Genomic DNA, 20827 nt, shown 5'->3' on the forward strand with positions numbered 1-20827 from the left:
CCGGTATGCAAGATATGCAAAAACCAAACCGGTGTAAAACTACTGCTTTTTTGGCATCGCTACTTATTGGTTGTGTCGATATAGACATCAATATCCGGCTGGCTGTCCAGGAACTGTGCCAGTTCGTCATTCATCTCCACGTGTTTCGTGAACGTGTGCATTTTCACCATCAGTTCCTCGTCGCGGTCGATCAGCTGGCAGTAGATCTCGGCTTTGCCGGGGTTTTTCTGGATGTTGTCAGATAAAAAGTCGATCACCTGCGGGGTAATGAACTGCGGCATGGTGATAAGCCCGATCTTTTTCGTTTGCGTGCGTTTCACTTCCTGCAATAACTGCATGCTGTTGACCCTGAACTCGTATTCGTTCTCGTTGAACCTGCGCGGCTTGAAACCGCCGTTCACATACAAACAAAGCCCGGTTTTGAAGTGGGTGTTGAATTTGAGGAAATCTTCGCTCCACAGCGCGAACTCGAATTTGCCGGTGTAATCTTCCAGCGTCATGATGCCGAACTGTTTATTGTTCCGCGAAATGCGCTCCACGGCTCCGCTTACATACACCGCCATCCGGAAGTCTTTCGCTTTGCCTTTGTTATTGTCAGACGCGCCGCTGATCTGGTTCTGGTAATCCGTTACCTCGGCCAGCGTGTTCATGCGGTAATATTTTTGCTCGAACTTGTAATCGTCCAGCGGGTGGCCGGAAATGTAGATGCCCGTTACATCGCGTTCGTTGTTGAGTTTGATGGTAAGCGGCCAGAGGTCGCAGGGCGGAATTTTCGGCGGCTGTATCTCATCCATAAAAGCATCGCCGAACAGCCCGCCGGAAGTGGAGCTGCCCGCCGCCACCTGCTGCCCGAAACGGATGATCTTTTCGAGGCCGGTAGTGCCTTCCGCCTGGTGGAAATACTGCGCGCGGTGCAGTTCGGGGAAGCAGTCCAGCGCCCCGCTCATGGCCAGCGCCTCCAGCGATTTTTTGTTCACCGCGCGCTGGTTCACGCGTTTGATCATATCGAAGATGCTCTTGTAAGCGCCGTCTTTTTCACGTTCCTCGATAATGTTTTCAATGGCCGCTTCGCCTACGCCTTTGAGGCCGGCAAGACCGAAGCGCACCTGTCCTTTTTTGTTCACCGCGAAACCTTTGAAAGATTCGTTCACATCGGGCGGCAATACGTCCAGCCCCATGCGTTTACATTCTTCCATAAAGAAGGTGATCTTTTCCAGGTTGCTGGCGTTGTTCAGCACCGCGGCCATGTATTCCGCCGGGTAGTGGGCCTTGAGATAGGCAGTTTGGTAAGCCACGAACGCATAACAGGTGGAGTGCGATTTGTTGAACGCGTACGATGCAAACGCTTCCCAGTCCGTCCATACCTTGTCGCACATTTTAAGGTCGTGCCCGTTGGCTTTGCAGCCTTCCATGAACTGGGCCTTCATTTTGTCCAGCACGGCTTTTTGTTTTTTACCCATGGCTTTACGGAGAATATCCGCGTCGCCTTTGGAGAAGTTCGCCATTTTCTGGCTGAGCAGCATTACCTGTTCCTGGTATACGTTGATGCCGTAGGTTTCGGCAAGGTATTCCTCCATCACGGGCACGTCGTACGTAACGGGCTCCAGTCCGTGTTTACGGCGGATGAACGTGGGGATGTACTCCAGCGGGCCCGGGCGGTACAGGGCGTTCATCGCGATCAGGTCGGCGAATTTGTCCGGCTTCAGCTCGCGCAGGTATTTTTGCATACCCGGGCTTTCAAACTGGAACGTGGCGTTGGTTTCCGCTTTCTGGTAGAGTTCGAAAGTCTTGGCGTCGTCCAGCGGGATGTCGTCTATCACGATGTCTACCCCATGGTTTTTTTTGATCATCTGCAGCGCGCCTTTGATGATGGTGAGGGTTTTCAGCCCCAAAAAGTCCATCTTGATCACGCCCGCGCTCTCGATCACGTTGCCTTCGAACTGCGTCACCAGCAGGTCGGAATCTTTCGCGGTAGTGACGGGTATCAGTTCCGAAAGGTCGGTGGGTGCGATGATGATGCCCGCTGCGTGTATGCCGGTGTTGCGCACGGAGCCTTCCAGCACGCAGGCTTCACGCAGCACTTCGCCCTGCAGGTCGTTGCCTTTGATCAGTTCGCGGAGGCGTTTTACGTTCTCCAGATCTTCCGCGGCAAGCCCTTCTTTTTCCGACAGGCTTTTTTCACCTTCGATCGGGGCGTTGAAAATACGGTCCAGCTGGATGCCGGGTTTGTCCGGCACCAATTTGGCCAGCATGTTGGAATCCTGCAGGGGCAGGTCCATCACGCGCGCCACGTCCTTGATGCTCATTTTTGCGGCCATGGTGCCGTAGGTGATGATCTGCGCCACCTGTTGCTTGCCGTATTTCTGCACGACGTAATCAATTACTTTCTGACGGCCTTCGTCGTCGAAGTCCGTATCGATATCGGGCATGCTCTTACGTTCCGGGTTCAGGAAACGTTCGAACAGGAGATCGTATTTAATGGGGTCGATATTGGTGATACCGATGCAGTACGCCACGGCGGAGCCCGCCGCGGAACCGCGCCCCGGGCCGATGAACACGCCCAGCTCGCGCCCCGCCTTGATAAAATCGCCCACGATGAGGAAGTAACCGGCAAAACCCATGTTCTCGATCACGTTCAGCTCGAAGTTCAGCCTTTCTTCCACGTCCGGCGTGATCTCCGCATACCGCTGCCGCGCGCCTTCGTAAGTGAGGTGGCGCAGGTACTGGTCCTGCGTGATAAATTCGGGGGGAATGGGGAAGTTGGGCAGCAAAATGTCGCGCTTGAGGTCGAGCAGCTGCACTTTATCGACGATCTCGTTGGTGTTGTCGATGGCCTGCGGCAGGTCGGCGAACAGTTTGCTCATTTCCTGCGTGTTCTTGAAATAGAACTGGTCGTTATAGAATGCGAAACGTTTGTTTTTCACCACGGCGTCGTCGTCTGAAAATTCCTTCATCGAAGGCGTGCTTTTCTTTTCGCCGGTGTTGATGCAAAGCAGGATGTCGTGCGCGTTGGCGTCTGCCTGGTCTACATAATGACTGTCGTTGGACGCGATGATCTTCACATTGTATTTCTGCGCGTACCTTACGAGGCATTCGTTCACTTTTTCCTGTTCGGGAATGCCGTGGCGCTGCATTTCCACGTAGAAGTCCTCGCCGAAGATGTCCAGCCACCATTTAAATTCCTTTTCGCCTTCTTCTTCTCCTTTTTTGAGGATGGTTTTGGGAACGGACGCGCCGAGGCAGCAGGTGGTGGCGATGAGGCCTTTATGATATTGAAGGACGAGCTCTTTGTCGATACGCGGATATTTGCCGTAAAGGCCTTCCATGTAACCGAGGGAGCAGAGTTTGATAAGATTTTTGTAGCCCTGGTCGTCTTTCGCGAGCAGCACCTGGTGGTACCGCATATCTTTTTCTTCGCGCGTGAACTGGCGTTTGTGGCGGTTTTCCACGAGATAAAATTCACAACCCACAATAGGCTTCACTTTCAGGCGTTTATCTTTTGGATCTTCGGGATTGAGCTTGTTATTATAAGCTTCGGCCACGAACTGAAATGCGCCGAACATGTTGCCGTGATCGGTAATGGCGAGCGCGGGCATATTGTCGGCCATCGCCTTTTTATAAAGCTGCTTGATATCGGCGGCTCCGTCGAGCAGGGAGAACTGTGTGTGTACGTGCAGGTGAGAAAACTTCATCGTCGGATCAGAATTACATCATAAAGATCGGTCAAAGCAAGCAGCAAAAATCGGATTTTTTTTATATTGCAGCAATTTTTAAACAGGGGCCAATGCATAGAAGAAAGGGGAAATTATGCCTGATACCGGCAGGCGCGCTTTTATTGGGAAGCTGCGCGATACTGAAACCGAAAGAAACGGCGAAACGGGCGGAAGCGCCGGCGCAACAGCAGATCGAGTTCATCGACGGCCTCGCCATCAAACCCGACGCTAAATCGGCCGGTACCGCGCACAAAAGCCGCAACACCCGCATCGGCAATGCCCCCACCACTGTAAACAGCATCGAAGAAGCCCGCCCCTGGCAGTTTAAGTACGCACAGCTGCTCGACCTGCCGGTGGAGAACGTGGTGAATGAAAAACTCTACAATTTTATCGAGGAATGGTGGGGAACGCCGTACCGCCTGGGCGGCAACACCAAAAGCGGCATCGACTGCTCTAATTTCGTGAACACTTTAATGTCCGCCGTTTATCAGATCACACTGGCCGGCAATTCCATTCAATTATACAACCAGGTAACGCGCCTGGGCAAACGCGCGGAACTGAAGCCCGGCGATCTCGTGTTTTTCGCCATCAACCGCAAAAAAAGGATCTCGCATGTGGGCATTTACCTGGAAAACGAACGTTTCGTGCATGCATCCAGCAGCAACGGGGTAATGATCAGCGATCTCCGCGAGCCTTACTGGGTGCGGTATTACATGGGAGCGGGGCGCATCAATTAATTCCCGCGCCGTACGCCGAAAATATTCAGCTGTTGGTCGAAGCCGGAAGATCTTTCCCGGATATAAGGGTACTTCACATTATCCGCCGCTTCGCGGATATAATAATCAAACCCGTTGTGGTGCAGTATTTCCAGCATTTCGGTGAGCTCGTGGCTCTGCCCGATGGCGCCGTGGTATTCGAGGAAAAGATGTTTTACATTGCGCAGCACGTTTGCACAGTCTTTGATCACCGCATATTCCGCACCTTCGATATCGATCTTCAGGAAATCGGCCGGTTCCTGTAAAAGGTCCGCCAGGCGTGCGCTCGCGACGGTAATGCTGCCACCTTCACCTATTTTGCTGCCCTGCCCGCCGGTGGATTCGAACGTGATGGAATCGTTGTGTATCCAGATGGCTTTCTGTTCTATCGTTACGTTCTGCACGCCAAAACTTTCCATATTTTTTTTCAGCAGCGCGAAATTATGCGCGTCCGGCTCGAAAGCGGTAATTTTCGCCTGCGGGTATAGCTGCGCGAAATACAGCACGCTGAGGCCGATGTTGGCGCCGCAGTCGAGAATGCGCGGCGTATCGTTGCCTGCCTGGAAACGGTAAATTTCCCCGGTCACGATCTCGTCGAAGGAATGCATGAGCTCCCAGGATTTGGTGAACCAAAGCCTTCCGCCACGCCAGGGAATGCTTTTGAGCGGCCCCTGCGGCAGGTGTTTGAGATATTTTTCGGTCCAGAAAGAAAGGCGCTCCCCGGTGGCAGGAGATTTCCTGAATTTTTTTAAAATGCCTTCGGCGGCGATGGAAAATACTGACCGGGATGCCATTGTATGTATAGATTGATAGATCAGATAAATATATCTTTGCAAATTATTAAGATTAAATGAGAAAACCCACGATTTCCATCTGCATACCGGCATATCGGCAGGCGCACCTGTTGCGGCGGTGCCTCGAAAGCATCCGCAGCCAGCGGTTCCGTGATATGGAAGTGATCATCACCGACGATTCTCCGGACGATGCCGTGCGCATGCTGGTGGAAACCTTTGCGGCGGATTTTCCCCTGGTCTATTCAAAGAACGAGCCCGCGCTCGGTTCCCCCAAAAACTGGAACGCCGGGCTGGCCAAAGCTTCCGGCAGGTATATCAAAACCCTTCACCAGGACGACTGGCTCCGTTCGCCCGACGCGCTGTCTCTCTGCGTAACGGCGCTCGACGAAAATCCCGGCGCCAGCTTCGTGTTCTCCGCCTGTTACGATGTGCGCCCCGACGGTACCGAGATCCTTCATGAGCCTTCCGCCGCGCAGCTGCAACGCCTGCACCAAGAGCCGGAATGCCTGCTGCTGGGCAATTTCATCGGCGCGCCCAGTACCGTTACTTTCAGGAAAGACACCGGGCTGTTGTACGACCCGCATATGAAATGGGTGGTGGATTACGATTTTTACATCCGTCTCTGTTACAAAGGCCAAGCGCTGTACATCGGGGAACCGCTGTTGAACATCGGTATTCACGAAGACCAGGTGACCGCCGCCGTACAGCACGACCGTGAAGTGGTGATCCCCGAGCACATCCGTTTGCTGCATAAGCTCAACGGCCCGATCTTCAGGAACATCCGGTATTTCGACCACAGCTGGAGATTGTTGCGCAATTTTAATATCCGCAGTGTAAGCGATCTGCAGAAAGTGGCGGGCAATCTCAGCCTGCCGCCCGTGCTGTGCATCATGTCCGATTTCCTGGGATTGTTGCCGGCTTCATGGGTAAAAAAAGGAATGGTCTCAAAATCGCTGATGACGCTGGCCTATCTTCGGTCGTTATTGTCTTTTTAACCGCTTCCACACCATATTCCAGCCTTCCGTAACATCATTGCTCAGTTTGAAGATGAGTATCAGCCCCACGTACCACGCGGCGAAAACTACGCTGCGGAAGATCAGGCTGACGTAGGGATTGGAGATGCTGAAGCTCGTGCAGATAAAATACCCGCTCGCCGCGATGCACAGGATGTAGAACGTATGCATCGTCCATGGCTGGAAACGGAATTTAAACAACAGGAACGAATAACGGATCAGGCCGAATACGATAAGTGAAAGCAGGTTGGCCAGCGCATTGCCCTGTATGCCGAAAAGCCGGTTAAAATAAAGGTTCAGCGGGATCACCAGCGCAAACTGCACCAGCTCCGAAAAAAAGTTCACGCGCCAGTAGTTGGACGTGCCGATGATCTGCGAGTTCACCCCGAAACTCATTTCTATCACCCGCATCGAACCGAGGATAAAAATAACGGGCTTGCCCGCGTTGTAGATCTCGTCCAGCGCCAGTATGCTGAATACGCTGTCCACATTCATCCAGATCAGCAGGAACACGAGCAGCGAATAGGAGAACATGGTGTTGGAGCTGCGCCGGTAGATGCTTTGAATGCCCGAAAGGTCGCGGTCTTTCCAGGCCTTGGCCAGCACCGGTATGGAAATGGCGATAATGCTGCGTTGCGGCACCAGGATCACCGTGGCCACGTACGTCGCAAATTCGTACACGAAGCCCATGCTGAGGCCCTGCGCGCTGGAAATGGACAGGTTATCGAAATTCTGCGCGACCACGCCCATCACCGCGCCGAGGTACAGCGTGGCGTTGAAGGTGATCATTTTGCCGGCCAGCCTGCGCGTAACGTTGCTGATCTTAAAAGTGAACAGCAGGTCGCGCTGGCGGTAAAGATAAATGAGCAGCACGGCCAGCAGCACGCCGTAGATCATCGAATACGCCCATACGAAACCCGCCAGCCTGAATACGCCCGAAAGGAACAGCACCGCCAGCGTTACGTTCAGCAAACGCAGGCCCACTTCTTTCAACGCAATGGGCATCAGCGATTTGAACTGGTTGTAGGAGTAGTTTTCGAAGGTGACGAAAAAGAGGTAGAAAAAACTGAAGGGAATGAGGAAATAATAATATTCCACCACCAGGTTGCTCTTGGTGCCGAACTTGCGGATCACCAGGTCTTCAAACACAAAAAATCCCGCCGTGCAGAATAAGAACCCGATCCCGCAGAAAATAAGCACCAGCCCCAGTATATCGCGGCGCGGCGGCTGCAGCAGGTCGCGGTAATACGGGTAGAATTTGTTCATCACCGATACCGAACCGAGGTTAGACAGGGCGCATACGATGGTGGCCACGCTCACGAAAAAACGGAAAAGCCCGTTGATGTTCGGATCGATCAGTTTCGCCAGCAACAGCGTGTAAATGCCCCCGATGCCGAACCCGACATAGGTAAGAATCGAAGATTTGATGCTCTGGTTCCTGATGATGCCCATATTTGCCTGACTTGGAGGCGAATATATAATGTTTTTAAACTTTAATTCCCAAACATTATCTTTAATCGCCGAAAATTATACCTTGAAAGCGAATAGGACAAATGTTTATCCCTCAAAATACCATGAGAAAACTCTACCTGCTGATTTTTGCATGTACCCTTTTTAATATTGACCTGAAGGCCCAATACGCAGACCGTGGCACCGGGGCGCTGCGCCCGTATATCTGGTGGTTCGACTGGAACGGCGCCGCGATCGCCAATGGTTTCACCCGTTCGTTCACTTCCGCTGAAGGCCTGCAGATCACCGTTACGTTCAGCAACGTTTCCGGCGACGGCGTGGAACCCGATGTGATGAACACCTGGTACGGGGCGGTGCTGCATACCCTGTACGACTTTTCGCAGCCTGATTTCAGGCCCGCCCTGCATAGCAAAGCCACTTCCACGCCCATGTCGTTCGACATGGAGATCACCGCTACCCGCAACGGCCAGCCCGTGCCGTTCACCTTCGTGGCGGCGGACGCGGAAGCTTCCTCGGAAGCGGAGCGCACAGATTTCACTACCAGCGGCGGTCCCTGGAAAACGGTCGATTTCTTCAAAAATACCAACCAGGCCGTAAACCCGCTTACCGGTTGCAATACGCAGACGGTGCATATCGCCGAGACTTACGGCGAGGCTGTGCAATACGGTCAAAACCCGCTTGTAGCCACCTTTTCCGACGGGGCGGCCCCGCTCCGGATCTCCACCACGATGTTCAGGAACGGCGTCGAAGGCGGTATGGCCGTGGCTTTTGGGATATTGTCGCCGATAGACCGCGGCGATCTCCAGGGCACTTTTTTATTCCCGCAGCACGCCATCCGGTTCACCAACATCAACGAATGCGCGTACGACAATCCCAGGCCCGCTTTGGTGCCGCAGGCCAGCCTGTTTTTAGGCAATGCCATGCCCGATGCGGACGGCTCCAACGGTGCGGACGACAACATGACCGGCGCAGACGAAGACGCCGTGACCATCTGGCCCGAATACATCAATACCACACACAGCTACACGCTGGTAGCGCCGGTCACCAATCTTACCGGCAATACCGCCTACATCAAAGTATGGTTCGATTACAACCGCGACGGGGTATTCACGCCCAACGAAGGCATTGAGCATACCGTGCCGGCGGCGGCAGGAGGTAGCATCACCTTTACCTGGACCAACCTGCCGGACGAGTTGCCTGCCGGCGTAATGACGAATTTCGCGTTCCGCTTCCGCGTATCCTCCGTGCAGGCCGCGGTGCAGGACCCTGGCGGTTTTGCGCCGGACGGGGAGGTGGAAGACTATTACCGGCCGGTTTTACAGCCCTGCCTTACCACGAAGGTAGACGCCGGGCAGGATATGCGCATCTGCACCGGGCAAACCGCCCAGCTCAATGCGGCCGGGGCTATCGGTTATACCTGGGAGCAAAGCGGCGACCTCAGCAGCGACCTGATAGCCAACCCGGTGGCCACGCCTGTTGCAACAAAAGAATACCGCGTATCTGCCGTGCATACCAATGGATGTTTGAGCAAAGACACGGTGCTGGTGACCGTAGACCCGCTGCCCACGCTGCAGCTGGACAACAACATCCCGCCGATATGCAAGGGCGGCTACATCGAATTTACCACCACCGGGGCAGACAATACGGTATGGTCCGATGCCGGCGGGCAAACCATCGGCGCCGGCAACCAGTTCACCTACACGCCGGTTTCCAGCACTACCATCTATGCCACGCTCAGCGAAAACCGTTGCAATTCGCAGCAGACCGTGCCCGTGCCCATCACGGTAATAGAGCCGCCGGTAACGTTCGTCGCCAAAAGCAACGACCTCGATTGCAGCACCGGCAGGGCCACGCTGCTGGCCTCGGGCGGCCGCGATTACCAGTGGATGGACGTGCAGGGCAACAACCTGCAAACCGGCCGCTCGATCGTAGTAACGCCGCAGGAAACCACCAAATATTACGTGCTCATAACAGACGACTATGGCTGCCAGGCCCTCGATTCCGCGACCGTAAATGTCGTGAAAGCCGGCACTATGGCGCATTATGAAATGCCTACGGCCTTTACTCCGAATAACGACGGGCGCAACGACTGTTTCGGCATCAAGTTCCCGGGGCTGGTGGGCAAAGTGGAATTTTCCATTTACGACCGCTGGGGCAATATAGTGTTCCATACCAACAAGGTGACGGATTGCTGGGACGGCACCTACAAGGGCGTTCCCTGCGATGTGGCCACTTTCGTATATGTGCTGCGGATAGAATCGGAATGCGGGAATGTAGACCGCAAAGGCACCGTTACTTTGCTGCGGTGATGGGTTAATTGGGCGGAAATGAATATTTTCGTGCCTAAAAATTACCGGGTTTTGATCGTTGTTCAATTGAAAGGAGGGCTGGGCAACCAGATGTTCCAATATGCCGCGGGCCGCTGCCTTTCGGTATTGCATAAAGTTCCGCTGGCTTTGGACAAAGGCAGCTACGAGCCCCGCCAGGCCGGCATGTACGGGCTGGGAGGGTTGAGCGTGAGCGCCGTGGAAGCTTCCCCCGAAATGATCCCGCAGCCGGGCTTCGCCGCCAAAGTATGGAACCGGCTCGCGCCCGCGCCCATGCGGCGTATCTTTAAAGAATCTTCCCTCGAGTTCGACCCGGATTTTTTCAACGTAAAACCGCCCGTATACCTCAAAGGGTACTGGCAAAGCTGGAAATATTCAGAGCCGGTGAAAGACATTATCCGGCAGGACTTCCGGTTCTCCGTCAGTTTCAGCGAAGCCATCATGGCCAAAGCGGCCGAACTGCGCAACAGCGAAAGCGTGGCGGTGCACTTCCGCCGCGGCGATTACACCAACGCAGAAACGGCTTCCTTTCACGGCGCCTGCGAGCCGGCCTATTATGAAGCCGCGGTGAAACGTTTTCCCGGCGCCACTTTTTACATTTTTACCAACGACCCGGAATGGGTGAAAAATAATCTCCCGGCGGCCATTTCATACGAAATACCCAGCGGCAGCCTCACGCGCACGCAATACGAAGACCTTTTCCTCATGAGTCAATGCCGCCACCAGGTGATCGCCAACAGCAGTTTCAGCTGGTGGGCCGCGTGGCTGAACGAATATGAGCAAAAACAGGTGATCGCGCCGCTGAAATGGTACGCCCGGGAAAACCTTAACGTTCAAAACCTCGTGCCGCCGGGCTGGCAGCGGATATAAAAGATCAACATGCAGCAGTCGCCGCTTATTTCAGTCGTATTGCCCGTTTACAACGGCGCGGATTTCCTCCGGGAAACCCTCGACGCCATTCTTGCGCAAACGCAGGCCGACTTTGAATTGCTGGTGATCAACGACGGGTCTTCGGACGGCAGCGAAAATATTATCCGGTCATATTCGGATAGCCGTATCCGTTATTTCCATCATCCCAACAAAGGGTTTGCCTATACGCTCAACCGCGGCATCGCGGAAGCCCGTGGCAAATACATCGCGCGCATCGATGCGGACGATATATGCCTGCCCGAACGTTTCCGGTTGCAGGCGGAATGGCTGGAGCAACGGCCGGAAACCGCTATGGTTGGGTGTCTTATTACTTTTATCGACGAAAAGGGAGCGGTGCAGGGCAACTGGCCGGAAGACCGCGCCAACGTTTCCAACGAACAGATCAGGAAAGCGCTGCCCACGGTGAATTGTATTGCGCACCCGGGCGTAATGGCGCGCACGGAAGTGTTCCGCCGTTTTCCTTACCTCGATTCGCAGAAACCGCTGGAAGACTACGATATGTGGCTGCGGTTGGCGGGAGCGGGGCTGGTAATGGAAAAAGTGCCTGAAATGCTGCTGTGGTACCGGGTTCACTCCGCGTCTATGACGCTGAGCATCATTAAAAAGAAAAACGTGTTTTCCCGCCATTTCCGCTGCAAACGCCGTTATCTTTCGGCCAGGCTGGCGCAGGGGAAACTGAACGGGTTCGACCTCCGGGTGTTTGCCGGGATGTGTAAAGACCTGCTGACGGCCATCGGGAAAAATATTAAACAGAAATTGTGATATACACGCTGCTGCGCATAAAACGCTTCATTGAAGCCATACTGATCGCCCCTTTCGTGTGGCTGGGGCGGCTGATCGCGCTGTGGCGGCCTTTGAAGGAGGAATACGACATCTTCCTGTTTTTCCCCTTTTATCACGTGGGCGGCGCCGAAAAAGTACACAGCGAAGTCGCAAAGCTGTTCCCGGGTAAAAAAATACTGATCCTTTTTACAAAAAAGTCCGCAAACACCGCCATGCTGGCCGCTTTTGAAGCGCCGGGCAATACCGTCCGCGATGTGTCGAAGTATACCGATAATAAATTCCTGTACTTCAATAACCTTATCTGGCGGGGCATTGCGGCCACCTGGATCGCGCGGCAGCAAAAACAGCCGGTGGTCTTCAACGGCCAGTGCAACTTCGCGTACAAGCTGAGCGCGCATTTGCCGGCGCGCATCCGGCAGATAGAGCTGATCCATTCGTTCTGCAGTTTTTCGTATATCCGTTTGCCCTTCATCCCGTATTACGAAACCACGGTGATGATCAGCCGGGAAAGCGTGCAGCGCCATCTTGAATTGTACCGCCGCTTTGGCGTGCCGGCCGGTTACGCGGAAAAGATCAGGCTGGTGATGAACGGCATTCCGCTGCCAAAAGACACCTCGCCGCTCGTGGAAGCGAACATGCTGCTGTATGTAGGCCGTGGCACGCCGGAAAAACGGGTGCATCTCGTGGCCGCCATTGCAAAAGCGGCGGGCGTTACGGCCGGTTTTATCGGTAACGTGGAAGGCGCTGTCCCGGAGGATCTGCGGGCGCATTGCCGTTTTTACGGCGAACAGACGGAGCCTGCGGAGATAGACGAACTGTACCGCCGTCACCGCGTGATCGTGATCACCTCCATCCGCGAAGGTTTCCCGATGGTGATCATGGAAGGCATGGCACGGGGGCTGGCCGTGCTGGCTACCGATGCGGGGGATATTCCTTTCCACGTGCGCAACAACGAAAACGGGTACCTGGTCCCTCATCTCGATACGGAAGAAAATATCATCGCCGCCGGCGCGCGGCTGGTGAAGGAATGGCAGCCCGCCACGCTGGCGGCGATGCGGGAAAACAATATCGCGTATGCCCGCACGCATTTCAGTATGGAAACATTTGCGGAGGCGTACCGCGGTTTATTTTTTAAAGCATGAAAGCATTATCCGTCATCATCATCACCTACAACCGGCCAGACGATCTGCTGGTGCTGCTGCGCAACCTCAGCGCGCAGGAAGGCGCCGCGGAGCTGCTGGAAGAAGTGATCGTGATCAACAACGCTTCCACGGCGGATTATACGCCTGTTACGGAATTTGCCGCCGGTTTTCCTTACATCCGTTACCATTATTCCAACGACAACCTCGGCGTGGCGCGCGGCCGCAATCTTGGCATCTCCATGGCCAAAGCGCCCATCCTCATCACGATCGACGACGACGCCTGGTTCCGCGATACGGACGCATTGCGGAAGATCCGTGACATTTTCGGCAACGACTTCATGCAGCACAACCACGCCGGCATCCTCTGTTTTAAAGTGCTGTACGCCAGCACCGGGCAGATGCAGGTGAACGCTTTCCCGCATAAAAAATTCGATAAATACAAACACAAAGCTTCCTTCCTCGCGCCTTATTTCATCGGCGCAGGTCATGCCATTCTCAAAGAAGTGTATGAAAAAGCGGGCGATTACCCTGCTGATTTTTTTTACGGCATGGAAGAATACGATCTCACTTACCGCGTGATCCAAAACGGCTACGCCATCGCTTACACGGCAGATGTGGTGGTGCTGCATAACGAAAGCCCGCTGGGCCGTACGCCGCATCTCGCAAAAATGAAAATGCTGTGGATCAACAAAAGCAAAGTGGCTTACCGTTATCTTTCATTCTTCCACTTCCTCACCACGGCATTCATGTGGTCGCTCGAGTTCCTGAAAAAGACCGGCTGGAACTGGAAAGAATGGCTGAACGGCTGGAAAGAAGTGCGCCGCATCCCGCGAACGGAAAAAAAACAGCCGCTGGATGGGGCTGCACGGCGGTACCTGCAAAAAGTGGAAGCAAGATTATGGTATTGAAATAAAAAGGGAGCGGATACGTCCGCTCCCTTTCCGTTATCTGAAACCGGGTATTTACGATTGTGTTTTAGCCGCGCGTCTTGCCTCGAAAGCGATGGCCAATGCCAGCAATATCAGCATGGCAATAGAGCTCCAGCGTGTGATCGTATTGCCGAGGTAATAGCTCCTGGGCTCGAATTTCATCACCAGCTGGTGATCTCCCGCGGGGATCTTCGCGCCGCGCAGCAGGTAGTCCGTACGCACGATCTCTTCTTTTTTACCGTCGATGTAAAGGTCCCAGCCTGCCGGGTAATAGATCTCGGAGAACACGGCGAAACCGGGTTTGCTGTTGTGGCTGCGGTATTGCAGTTCGTTCAGGCCGTATTTGGTGAGCTGGATGGAAGCGGCGGAATCTTTGCCCGGTACCAGCCCGTTTAACGCGGGTTTGAACCTTTCGTCGATCACCGCGGCGCGGCCGGTGGGCAGGCTGTCCAGCGTCTGCATTTCCACATCGGCATTTTTCGCCCATACAATGCTGTCTACAAACCAGGCGTTGCCCAACGCGTCCTTGTTCTGGAAGTAGGAGAGCTGGCCCTGCTGGTCCTGCACGATCACGTATTTCGCGTTCAGCATGTTGAGCACATGCGGGTTGTTTTTCGCGATCTGGTATTTGATCAGGTCATCGTACAGCGCGAGCTTCACGGGGCTGTAACCGCCCACGCTCCTGTGATGGTAGGAACTGAGAGCATCCATGAAACTAACGGTGTTGAATACACGGTAATACGGGTCTTTATCCTGTTTGATGGCCTGGTCTACGGGCGACGGCGCGAAATGAGAGCTGTAGTCCGTTGGGGTCACGTAGTTTTTGGAATTGAGGATGCGGTGCGCCACCAGCATCTGGTCTACCGCAACGGAAAGCGTAAGGAGGGCGAGCATGTAACCGGCCTGGAGTTTCTTTTGAATGAACGCCCAGGCAAGGCCTGCCGCTATCAGGATAAACACCAGCGATCGGATGGCGTCGAGGCGGAGCAGGGAAGCCCTGTCTGCCCGCAGCGCGCTCAGCAGCTGATCGATCAATTGCTGGTTGCCGCCGGTGAACTGCTGGTAAAAACGCAGGCCCGCGTCTTCGTCTGCCGTAAAGCTCATGCCGAAGGAAAGGAGCAACAGCAGCACTACGATGCCGCCGGTAACGTACAGCGCATTTTTCAGTTGTTTGAGCACGGCGGTTTTGTCCCATTCTTTGGTCACCAGGTCGTTCAGCGCCCAGCACGCGAGGAAGGGCACGAGCAGCTGGCAAAGCACCAGCGCCTGCGCCGGGGCGCGGAACTTGCTGAACAGCGGCAGGTGGTCGAACAGGAAGTAGTTAAAGAAGGCGAAGTTGCTGCCCCATGCGAGGAAAAGGCCGAGCAGGCAGCCTGCCAGTATCCACCATTTATTGAAATCTTTTACGATAAAGAACGCCAGCACAAAAAAGAACATGATGGCGGCGCCCCAGTAAACGGGCCCGTCGGTCATGGGCTGGGGGCCCCAGTAGGTCGGCATTTGCTGGAGGATCTGTTCCTGCTGCGCGGGTGGCACGCCGATCTGCGAGAAGGTTTTCGCGGTATTGCTATTGCTTGAAAGCGGGGAATAGCTGCCGCCGCCGTACAGGTTGGGCACGAAAGTGGTGAGCGTTTCCATTTTGCCCTGGCTCCAGTTAAAAGCGTAGCTTTTGTCGAGGCCGCCTTTGGTTTTATCTCCTTCCTGCCCGGCTTCGGCCGTGAGCTCGGAGTGGCCGCCGCGCATGGTGAATTTGCTGAATTCGGAAGTGGTCCACAGGCTGACGGTAGACGGCAGCACGGAAAGCAGGCCGAAGCCCAGCAATACCAGTGTGGCTTTGATATATTGCGGCACCTGTTTCGTTTTAATAGCCTGCACGAGGTAGCCGATGCCGATGCAAAGGCAAAGCAGCAGCGTGTAAAACACGATCTGGTAGTGCCCGTTGGTCACCATCAGGCAAAGCGTGATGCAGGTAATGATGCCGCCGATAAGGTATTTGCCGCGATAGGTAAGCAAAATACCCGCCAATAGCGGCGCCATGTAGGCGATGGTGAACATTTTGGTATCGTGGCCGGCCGATATGATCATGGGGTTGTACGACGCAAAGCCGAAGGCGATGGCGCCGAGAATGTTGACCCATTGCCGGAAACCCATCACGGAAAGGAGGATGTAGAACCCGATCATCGCGAGGAAAAAGAAGTTCACCGGCTTGGGCAGGCCCAGCGTGAGCACCTCGTGCAGGTAATATGTGTAGTTGTCCTGCGACAGGTAGATCTGGTACGTGGGCATGCCGCCGAACATGGCGTTGGTCCACAGCGGCTTGATGCCCGTGCTGTCGTGGTACGCGCGCGCCTCCTGGCTCATGGCCTGCCAGGAAACGGTATCGGTCTGCCTGATCTCAAGGCCTTCCAGCACGGGGCTGCAAAATAAAAATGAAAGCCCCAGGAAAATGAGGACGGCGTACACATGTTTTAGGACGGCTTTTTGCCAGTTTTGCTTCATCGGGTTTTTCCTGTTTAGTTTTTAAAGAATCCAAAATAACTGTATTTTATCGGAAATTTCAATATGAACTGGCTCCGTTTCCTGATAAAAGTGAGCTTTATCTGTAATATCTGTTATCTCGCCGGTTTTATCATCCGTATGCTCGACAATACCGAAACCTGGGAGCATATCGCCAAACATATCATGGTACTGGGCGGCCTCGTGGCCGCACCCTTGAATATCCTCGTCATTTTGCTGGCCGTTATCTTCCTGCTGGCCCGGAAAGTGCGGTTTACGGATATTCATCCTGTTATATTTATTTTGAATGTTATTATCTTGCTGCTTCAACTGGAATTGTTCTTATGATCACCAATATTCTAAGGGATAAACCGACAAGGCTCTTCATCATTTTAAGCGGCATTCTCGTTGCCAACGCACTTATCGCGGAGATCATCGGGGTAAAGATATTTTCCCTCGAAGCCACACTGGGCCTGCAACCCGCCAATCTTATGATACTGGGGGAAACATACAGCTTCAACATGACGGCAGGCGTGCTGCTGTGGCCCGTGGTGTTTATCATGACGGACATCATCAACGAATATTACGGCATGAAAGGCGTGCGTTTCCTGTCGTTTCTCGCCGCAGGGCTCATCCTTTTCGCCTTCATCATATTTTTCTTCGCCATCCGCCTAACCCCGGCGGAGTTTTTTGTGACCATGCGAACGAACTCGGGCGTGCCCGATATGGACAAAGCCTACCAGCAGATCCTGGGTCAGGGCTCTTTCATTATCGTGGCTTCGCTTACGGCTTTCCTGCTCGGGCAGCTGGTAGACGTGTTCACCTTTCACAGGATCAAAAAAGTGACCGGCGAAAAAAGGATCTGGCTGCGCGCAACCGGCTCTACGCTTATTTCGCAGCTGATAGACAGCTTCGTAGTGTTGTTCGTGGCGTTTTACCTGCTGCCGCTGCTCTATAACCCGAACAACGACCCGGTGTGGTCCCTCGGCCAGGTGCTCGCGGTCTGCATCATCAATTATATCTATAAATTCACGGCGGCCATCGTGCTCACGCCGGTGATCTACTGGGTGCACGGTATCCTCGAGCGGTACCTGGGCCACAGCACCGCGGCGGAAATGAAACGCGCCGCCATGAACCGGTAAAAATTCCCTCCCCGATGGATCTATTTACAGTCCGTGTGTACGGCATCATGATCAATGAAAAAAAACAGGTACTGGTAAGCGACGAGCACATCCGCGGCGGGCTGTACACCAAGTATCCCGGCGGCGGCCTCGAGTTTGGCGAAGGCACGCTGGAATGCATCGTGCGCGAATGGAGAGAGGAAGTAGGGCAGGACGTGGAGGTGGTGTCTCATCTTTATACGACGGACTTTTTCCAGATGAACGCCTTCAGGCCAGGGCAGCAGATCATCGCGATATATTACCTGGTCAAAGCGTTGTCGCCGTTCAAGGCGCCGCTGCTTGGCAAACCTTTCGGCTTCCCCATGCCGGAAGACCCTTCGGTGCAGGTGGAAGGCCTGCGCTGGGTGGATTGGGAGGATTATTCAGCCGAAACCGTTACCCTGCCTACGGATAAAAAGGTTACACAACTGGTAAAGGAAAGATTTTAGAACCACTTTTTCTTCATGAAATACCAGCTCATGATCACCGCCGTTACGATGGCGATGGTAACGGGTATGTAGAACGCGTAGGTGGAATGGGCGTAGGGGATCTCCACGTTCATCCCGTAAATGCTGGCCACGAGCACCGGCAGCGTAAGCACGATCGTGATGGACGTGAGGCGTTTCATCACAAAGTTGAGGTTGTTGGAAATGATGCTGGCGAACGCGTCCATCGTGCTGCTGAGGATATTGGTGTAGATGTTCGCCATTTCAAGCGCCTGGCTGGTGTCTACGATCAGGTCCTGCAGGAATTCCTTTTCATCGTCGTTGAGGGCGAGGAAGTTGGTGCGTTCCAGTTTCATGAGCAGCAGTTCGTTGCTGCGCAGGGCCGTCACGAAATACACGAGGCTTTTTTGTATGCGCATCAGGTAGAGCAGCTCTTCGTTCCGGTTGGAATCGTAAAGTTTCTGTTCCAGCAGGTTGCGGCGCTGGTTGATCTCTTTCAGGTAATCCAGGAAGTTCATCACCACTTTCTCGAATACCTTCAGTACCATCATGTTCCTTTTTTCGGGGTGGCGGTTGTGGAAGGTGTTGAGGAATTTTTTGATCGCCGCGTTGTCGAAAGAGTTAACGGTTACGATCTGGTTGTGGGTAAGGATGATCACGATAGGGATCGTGATGTAATAGGCGTCGCTTTCGTTGATGGAATTGTTTTCGGCCGGCGTTTTGATAACGATCAGCTTCACGTTGTCTTCCAGTTCGTAGCGGCTTTTTTCATCGATGTCCAGCGAATCCGTCAAAAAGTCGAGCGGGATGTCGAGAGCGTCAGACAACTGTTCGAACTCCGCTTGTTTGAGCGGCGGGGCAACATTCACCCAGGAGCCGTTTTCCGGCTCTTCGATGGCAACAGTGCGCGCGTCTATATTTTTGAAATACTGGATCATCCGGGCGCAAAGGTAGGGGAATTAATTCACCAATAGCCGGGGGGCTAAATATTAATATTTCCTTCAAACACCAGCGTTGCGGGGCCGCAAAGCCAGATGTCGGAGAAGTGGCGTTCGCCCGCGCGTGCAAAGCGCACTTCCAGGTGTCCGCCCAGCGTTTCGACGGGAATGGCGTAATTGCCCGGCTCCGATGGCGACGCGGTAAGCGCTGAAGCGGTCACGCCGGTACCGCAGGAATAGGTCTCGTCTTCCACACCGCGCTCGTAAGTGCGAACGAAAATGCCGTTGTCCGTTTCCTGCACGAAATTCACATTGGTGCCTTCGGCGGCGAACCGTTCGTTATAACGTATTTCCCGGCCCTGCTGGTATACGTCCACTTCCTGCACGTCCGTCACAAACTTGACGAAGTGCGGCGAGCCGGTATTGAGATAAAAGTACAGGTTACCTTTTTCCACCCATTCCACATCCTGCATTTTCAGGTTCACCCAGCCGTTTTCTCGGAAACTGGCCTGGTGCTCGCCGTCTACCGCGATGAACTTCAGTTCGGCGCCTTCGATGCCCATCTGGCGGGCGAAAGCGGTAAGGCACCGGCCCCCGTTGCCGCACATGCTGCCTTCGCGGCCGTCGGAGTTGTAATATTTCATCGCGAAATCGTACCCTTCGCGGTTTTCCAGCATCATGAGCCCGTCTGCCCCGATGCCGAAACGGCGGTCGCAGAGGTGGGCGATCTGTTCCGTGGTAAGCTGGCTGTATTCCCCGCCACGGTTGTCTACGATCACGAAGTCGTTGCCCGTTCCCTGGTATTTATAAAAATGCATATTCATTCTGTACGCAAAGGTAAAAATTGTTTTGATGATTATGCCGCGATGATGCCTAACGCTTTGCTGATAAGGCTTTCCACCGCCGCGCCGCCGTCTTTGCTGAATTCTTTCCTCACCCGGTTGGCCACGATGGCGCTGATAGACAGGCATTCATGCCCCAGCACGCGCCCCAGCCCGTAAATGCCGGCGGTTTCCATTTCGAAATTGGTGATATGCCGGTTCTCGAAACTGAAACCGGTAAGCTGGTCGATCAGCTCGGGGTGGGAGAGCTGCCCTCGCAGCAGGCGGCCCTGCGGGGCGTAAAAACCCGGGCAGGTAACGGTGATGCCGGAATGGAAACCTTCTGTGAAAAGGCCCGCCAGTTCGGCCGAAGCTTCCACCAGGTAAGGCCGCGCCGCGTTGGGGTGCATGCGTATCTGCCCGCGGAAAGCTTCGAGCAGCTGCAGTTCTTCCGGGGTGTTGTGATAGTTGTAAAAGGGCAGCAGGTTGTCCAGCCCGAGGCCGTGGGAAGACACCACGAAGCTGTCTACCGGGATGTTTTCCTGCAGCGAGCCCGACGTGCCGAGGCGGATGATGCGGAGGCTCGCCGGTTGTTCTTTCACCAGGCGCGTGGAGAAATCGATATTGGCAAGGGCGTCCAGCTCGTTCAGCACGATATCGATATTGTCGGTGCCGATGCCGGTGGACACGACGGACAGCCGTTTGCTGCCGATCCTGCCGGTATGGGTCACAAATTCCCGGTGCTGGTAACGGCCTTCCACGGCGTCGAAATGTTTGCTGACGGCTTTAACACGGTCCGGGTCGCCCACGGTGATGATGGTGGGGGCCAGTTCTTCGGGCCTTACGTCCAGGTGGTAAATGGCGCCGCGGGCGTTGAGTATCAGTTCAGATTCGGCTATGGGAGTGCTCATACCTTGCAATTTTTTTAATCCGTAATCTAATATCTTGTAATCAGATTTGGCAAATATCTAAAATTTACTACTTTTGCAGTCCATCAAAATTCGATGGCAAACAATGGTACCGTGGCCGAGTGGCTAGGCAGAGGTCTGCAAAACCTCGTACAGCGGTTCGAATCCGCTCGGTACCTCAAAATTAACTTCCTGAAACCCG

At 54.2% G+C, this 20827-nt stretch carries 17 protein-coding genes and 1 tRNA gene; 11 read left to right on the plus strand and 7 right to left on the minus strand.

The window, feature by feature from the left end:
• Positions 1-59: 59 nt before the first annotated feature.
• On the minus strand, positions 60-3692 hold the full coding sequence (dnaE, locus tag J7I43_RS06605; protein WP_209144484.1) for a DNA polymerase III subunit alpha: 3633 nt from the start codon (positions 3690-3692) through the stop codon (positions 60-62).
• A 92-nt stretch (positions 3693-3784) separates the two neighbouring features.
• On the opposite strand from dnaE, the gene J7I43_RS06610 reads away from it, so the two are divergent.
• Positions 3785-4450 carry a C40 family peptidase gene (locus tag J7I43_RS06610; RefSeq protein WP_209144486.1) on the plus strand — a complete coding sequence of 222 codons (666 nt, stop codon included), beginning with the start codon at positions 3785-3787 and terminating at the stop codon, positions 4448-4450.
• Here the strand turns inward: J7I43_RS06610 and J7I43_RS06615 are convergent.
• A complete protein-coding gene (locus J7I43_RS06615) occupies positions 4447-5262 on the minus strand; it encodes an FkbM family methyltransferase (protein WP_209144488.1) in 816 nt (271 codons plus the stop codon). The two genes, J7I43_RS06610 and J7I43_RS06615, sit on opposite strands and share 4 nt — an antisense overlap.
• Before the next feature lie 56 nt (positions 5263-5318).
• On the opposite strand from J7I43_RS06615, the gene J7I43_RS06620 reads away from it, so the two are divergent.
• A complete protein-coding gene (locus J7I43_RS06620; protein ID WP_209144490.1) occupies positions 5319-6257 on the plus strand; it encodes a glycosyltransferase family 2 protein in 939 nt (312 codons plus the stop codon).
• On the opposite strand, the gene J7I43_RS06625 is transcribed toward J7I43_RS06620, so the two are convergent.
• On the minus strand, positions 6243-7727 hold the full coding sequence (locus tag J7I43_RS06625; RefSeq protein WP_209144492.1) for a lipopolysaccharide biosynthesis protein: 1485 nt from the start codon (positions 7725-7727) through the stop codon (positions 6243-6245). The genes J7I43_RS06620 and J7I43_RS06625 overlap by 15 nt on opposite strands.
• A gap of 122 nt (positions 7728-7849) precedes the next feature.
• Between J7I43_RS06625 and J7I43_RS06630 the strand changes: the two genes are divergently transcribed.
• From J7I43_RS06630 to J7I43_RS06650, 5 genes are read left to right on the plus strand one after another with little or no spacing between them, the layout of a single operon-like run.
• A complete protein-coding gene (locus J7I43_RS06630) occupies positions 7850-10054 on the plus strand; it encodes a CshA/CshB family fibrillar adhesin-related protein (protein WP_209144494.1) in 2205 nt (734 codons plus the stop codon).
• A gap of 51 nt (positions 10055-10105) precedes the next feature.
• Positions 10106-10942: an alpha-1,2-fucosyltransferase gene (locus J7I43_RS06635; protein WP_209144496.1), complete on the plus strand. Its 837-nt coding sequence runs from the start codon at positions 10106-10108 to the stop codon at positions 10940-10942.
• 9 nt (positions 10943-10951) lie between these two features.
• Positions 10952-11764 (plus strand): glycosyltransferase family 2 protein, encoded by an 813-nt coding sequence (locus tag J7I43_RS06640; RefSeq protein ID WP_209144498.1) that lies wholly within the window; start codon positions 10952-10954, stop codon positions 11762-11764.
• Positions 11761-12927: a glycosyltransferase family 4 protein gene (locus tag J7I43_RS24915; RefSeq protein WP_209144500.1), complete on the plus strand. Its 1167-nt coding sequence runs from the start codon at positions 11761-11763 to the stop codon at positions 12925-12927. The genes J7I43_RS06640 and J7I43_RS24915 overlap by 4 nt, the downstream gene beginning before the upstream one ends.
• Complete coding sequence (locus J7I43_RS06650; RefSeq protein ID WP_209144502.1) at positions 12924-13835, plus strand: glycosyltransferase family 2 protein; 912 nt, start codon at positions 12924-12926, stop codon at positions 13833-13835. The genes J7I43_RS24915 and J7I43_RS06650 overlap by 4 nt, the downstream gene beginning before the upstream one ends.
• A gap of 54 nt (positions 13836-13889) precedes the next feature.
• Here J7I43_RS06650 and J7I43_RS06655 read toward each other — a convergent pair whose 3' ends face one another.
• Positions 13890-16355 (minus strand): YfhO family protein, encoded by a 2466-nt coding sequence (locus J7I43_RS06655; RefSeq protein ID WP_209144504.1) that lies wholly within the window; start codon positions 16353-16355, stop codon positions 13890-13892.
• Positions 16356-16418: 63 nt separating this feature from the next.
• Here J7I43_RS06655 and J7I43_RS06660 point away from each other — a divergent pair, with 63 nt between their 5' ends.
• Genes J7I43_RS06660 through J7I43_RS06670 form a run of 3 tightly spaced genes read left to right on the plus strand, consistent with a single transcriptional unit; the run spans position 16419 to position 17961 of the window.
• Positions 16419-16700, plus strand: coding sequence for a hypothetical protein (locus tag J7I43_RS06660; RefSeq protein ID WP_209144506.1), 282 nt, complete (start codon positions 16419-16421; stop codon positions 16698-16700).
• Positions 16697-17494 carry a queuosine precursor transporter gene (locus J7I43_RS06665; protein WP_209144508.1) on the plus strand — a complete coding sequence of 266 codons (798 nt, stop codon included), beginning with the start codon at positions 16697-16699 and terminating at the stop codon, positions 17492-17494. The genes J7I43_RS06660 and J7I43_RS06665 overlap by 4 nt, the downstream gene beginning before the upstream one ends.
• A gap of 14 nt (positions 17495-17508) precedes the next feature.
• Complete coding sequence (locus J7I43_RS06670; protein ID WP_209144510.1) at positions 17509-17961, plus strand: NUDIX domain-containing protein; 453 nt, start codon at positions 17509-17511, stop codon at positions 17959-17961.
• Here the strand turns inward: J7I43_RS06670 and J7I43_RS06675 are convergent.
• Genes J7I43_RS06675 through J7I43_RS06685 form a run of 3 tightly spaced genes read right to left on the minus strand, consistent with a single transcriptional unit; the run spans position 17958 to position 20628 of the window.
• Entirely contained in the window at positions 17958-18896 is a 939-nt protein-coding gene (locus J7I43_RS06675) for a magnesium transporter CorA family protein (RefSeq protein ID WP_209144512.1), read from the minus strand. The two genes, J7I43_RS06670 and J7I43_RS06675, sit on opposite strands and share 4 nt — an antisense overlap.
• A gap of 44 nt (positions 18897-18940) precedes the next feature.
• Positions 18941-19714: a diaminopimelate epimerase gene (gene dapF, locus J7I43_RS06680; RefSeq protein WP_209144514.1), complete on the minus strand. Its 774-nt coding sequence runs from the start codon at positions 19712-19714 to the stop codon at positions 18941-18943.
• 38 nt (positions 19715-19752) lie between these two features.
• Positions 19753-20628, minus strand: coding sequence for a nucleoside phosphorylase (locus tag J7I43_RS06685; RefSeq protein ID WP_209144516.1), 876 nt, complete (start codon positions 20626-20628; stop codon positions 19753-19755).
• Between the two features lie 105 nt (positions 20629-20733).
• Between J7I43_RS06685 and J7I43_RS06690 the strand changes: the two genes are divergently transcribed.
• Positions 20734-20804, plus strand: a tRNA-Cys gene (locus J7I43_RS06690).
• The last annotated feature ends 23 nt before the right edge of the window (positions 20805-20827 follow it).

The sequence above is a fragment of the Chitinophaga chungangae genome (genome assembly GCF_017742215.1).
GTDB classification, from domain to species: Bacteria; Bacteroidota; Bacteroidia; order Chitinophagales; family Chitinophagaceae; genus Chitinophaga; species Chitinophaga chungangae.

Excerpts from the sequence above, each read along its gene's own strand:
- J7I43_RS06615 (WP_209144488.1), bottom strand. The coding sequence starts at position 5,262 with ATGGCATCCCGGTCAGTATTTTCCATCGCCGCCGAAGGCATTTTAAAA.
- J7I43_RS06610 (WP_209144486.1), top strand. The coding sequence starts at position 3,785 with ATGCATAGAAGAAAGGGGAAATTATGCCTGATACCGGCAGGCGCGCTT.
- J7I43_RS06660 (WP_209144506.1), top strand. The coding sequence starts at position 16,419 with ATGAACTGGCTCCGTTTCCTGATAAAAGTGAGCTTTATCTGTAATATC.
- J7I43_RS06640 (WP_209144498.1), top strand. The coding sequence starts at position 10,952 with ATGCAGCAGTCGCCGCTTATTTCAGTCGTATTGCCCGTTTACAACGGC.
- J7I43_RS06625 (WP_209144492.1), bottom strand. The coding sequence starts at position 7,727 with ATGGGCATCATCAGGAACCAGAGCATCAAATCTTCGATTCTTACCTAT.
- J7I43_RS06655 (WP_209144504.1), bottom strand. The coding sequence starts at position 16,355 with ATGAAGCAAAACTGGCAAAAAGCCGTCCTAAAACATGTGTACGCCGTC.
- J7I43_RS06670 (WP_209144510.1), top strand. The coding sequence starts at position 17,509 with ATGGATCTATTTACAGTCCGTGTGTACGGCATCATGATCAATGAAAAA.
- J7I43_RS06630 (WP_209144494.1), top strand. The coding sequence starts at position 7,850 with ATGAGAAAACTCTACCTGCTGATTTTTGCATGTACCCTTTTTAATATT.
- J7I43_RS06685 (WP_209144516.1), bottom strand. The coding sequence starts at position 20,628 with ATGAGCACTCCCATAGCCGAATCTGAACTGATACTCAACGCCCGCGGC.
- J7I43_RS06675 (WP_209144512.1), bottom strand. The coding sequence starts at position 18,896 with ATGATCCAGTATTTCAAAAATATAGACGCGCGCACTGTTGCCATCGAA.
- J7I43_RS06665 (WP_209144508.1), top strand. The coding sequence starts at position 16,697 with ATGATCACCAATATTCTAAGGGATAAACCGACAAGGCTCTTCATCATT.
- J7I43_RS06650 (WP_209144502.1), top strand. The coding sequence starts at position 12,924 with ATGAAAGCATTATCCGTCATCATCATCACCTACAACCGGCCAGACGAT.
- J7I43_RS06620 (WP_209144490.1), top strand. The coding sequence starts at position 5,319 with ATGAGAAAACCCACGATTTCCATCTGCATACCGGCATATCGGCAGGCG.
- dnaE (WP_209144484.1), bottom strand. The coding sequence starts at position 3,692 with ATGAAGTTTTCTCACCTGCACGTACACACACAGTTCTCCCTGCTCGAC.
- dapF (WP_209144514.1), bottom strand. The coding sequence starts at position 19,714 with ATGCATTTTTATAAATACCAGGGAACGGGCAACGACTTCGTGATCGTA.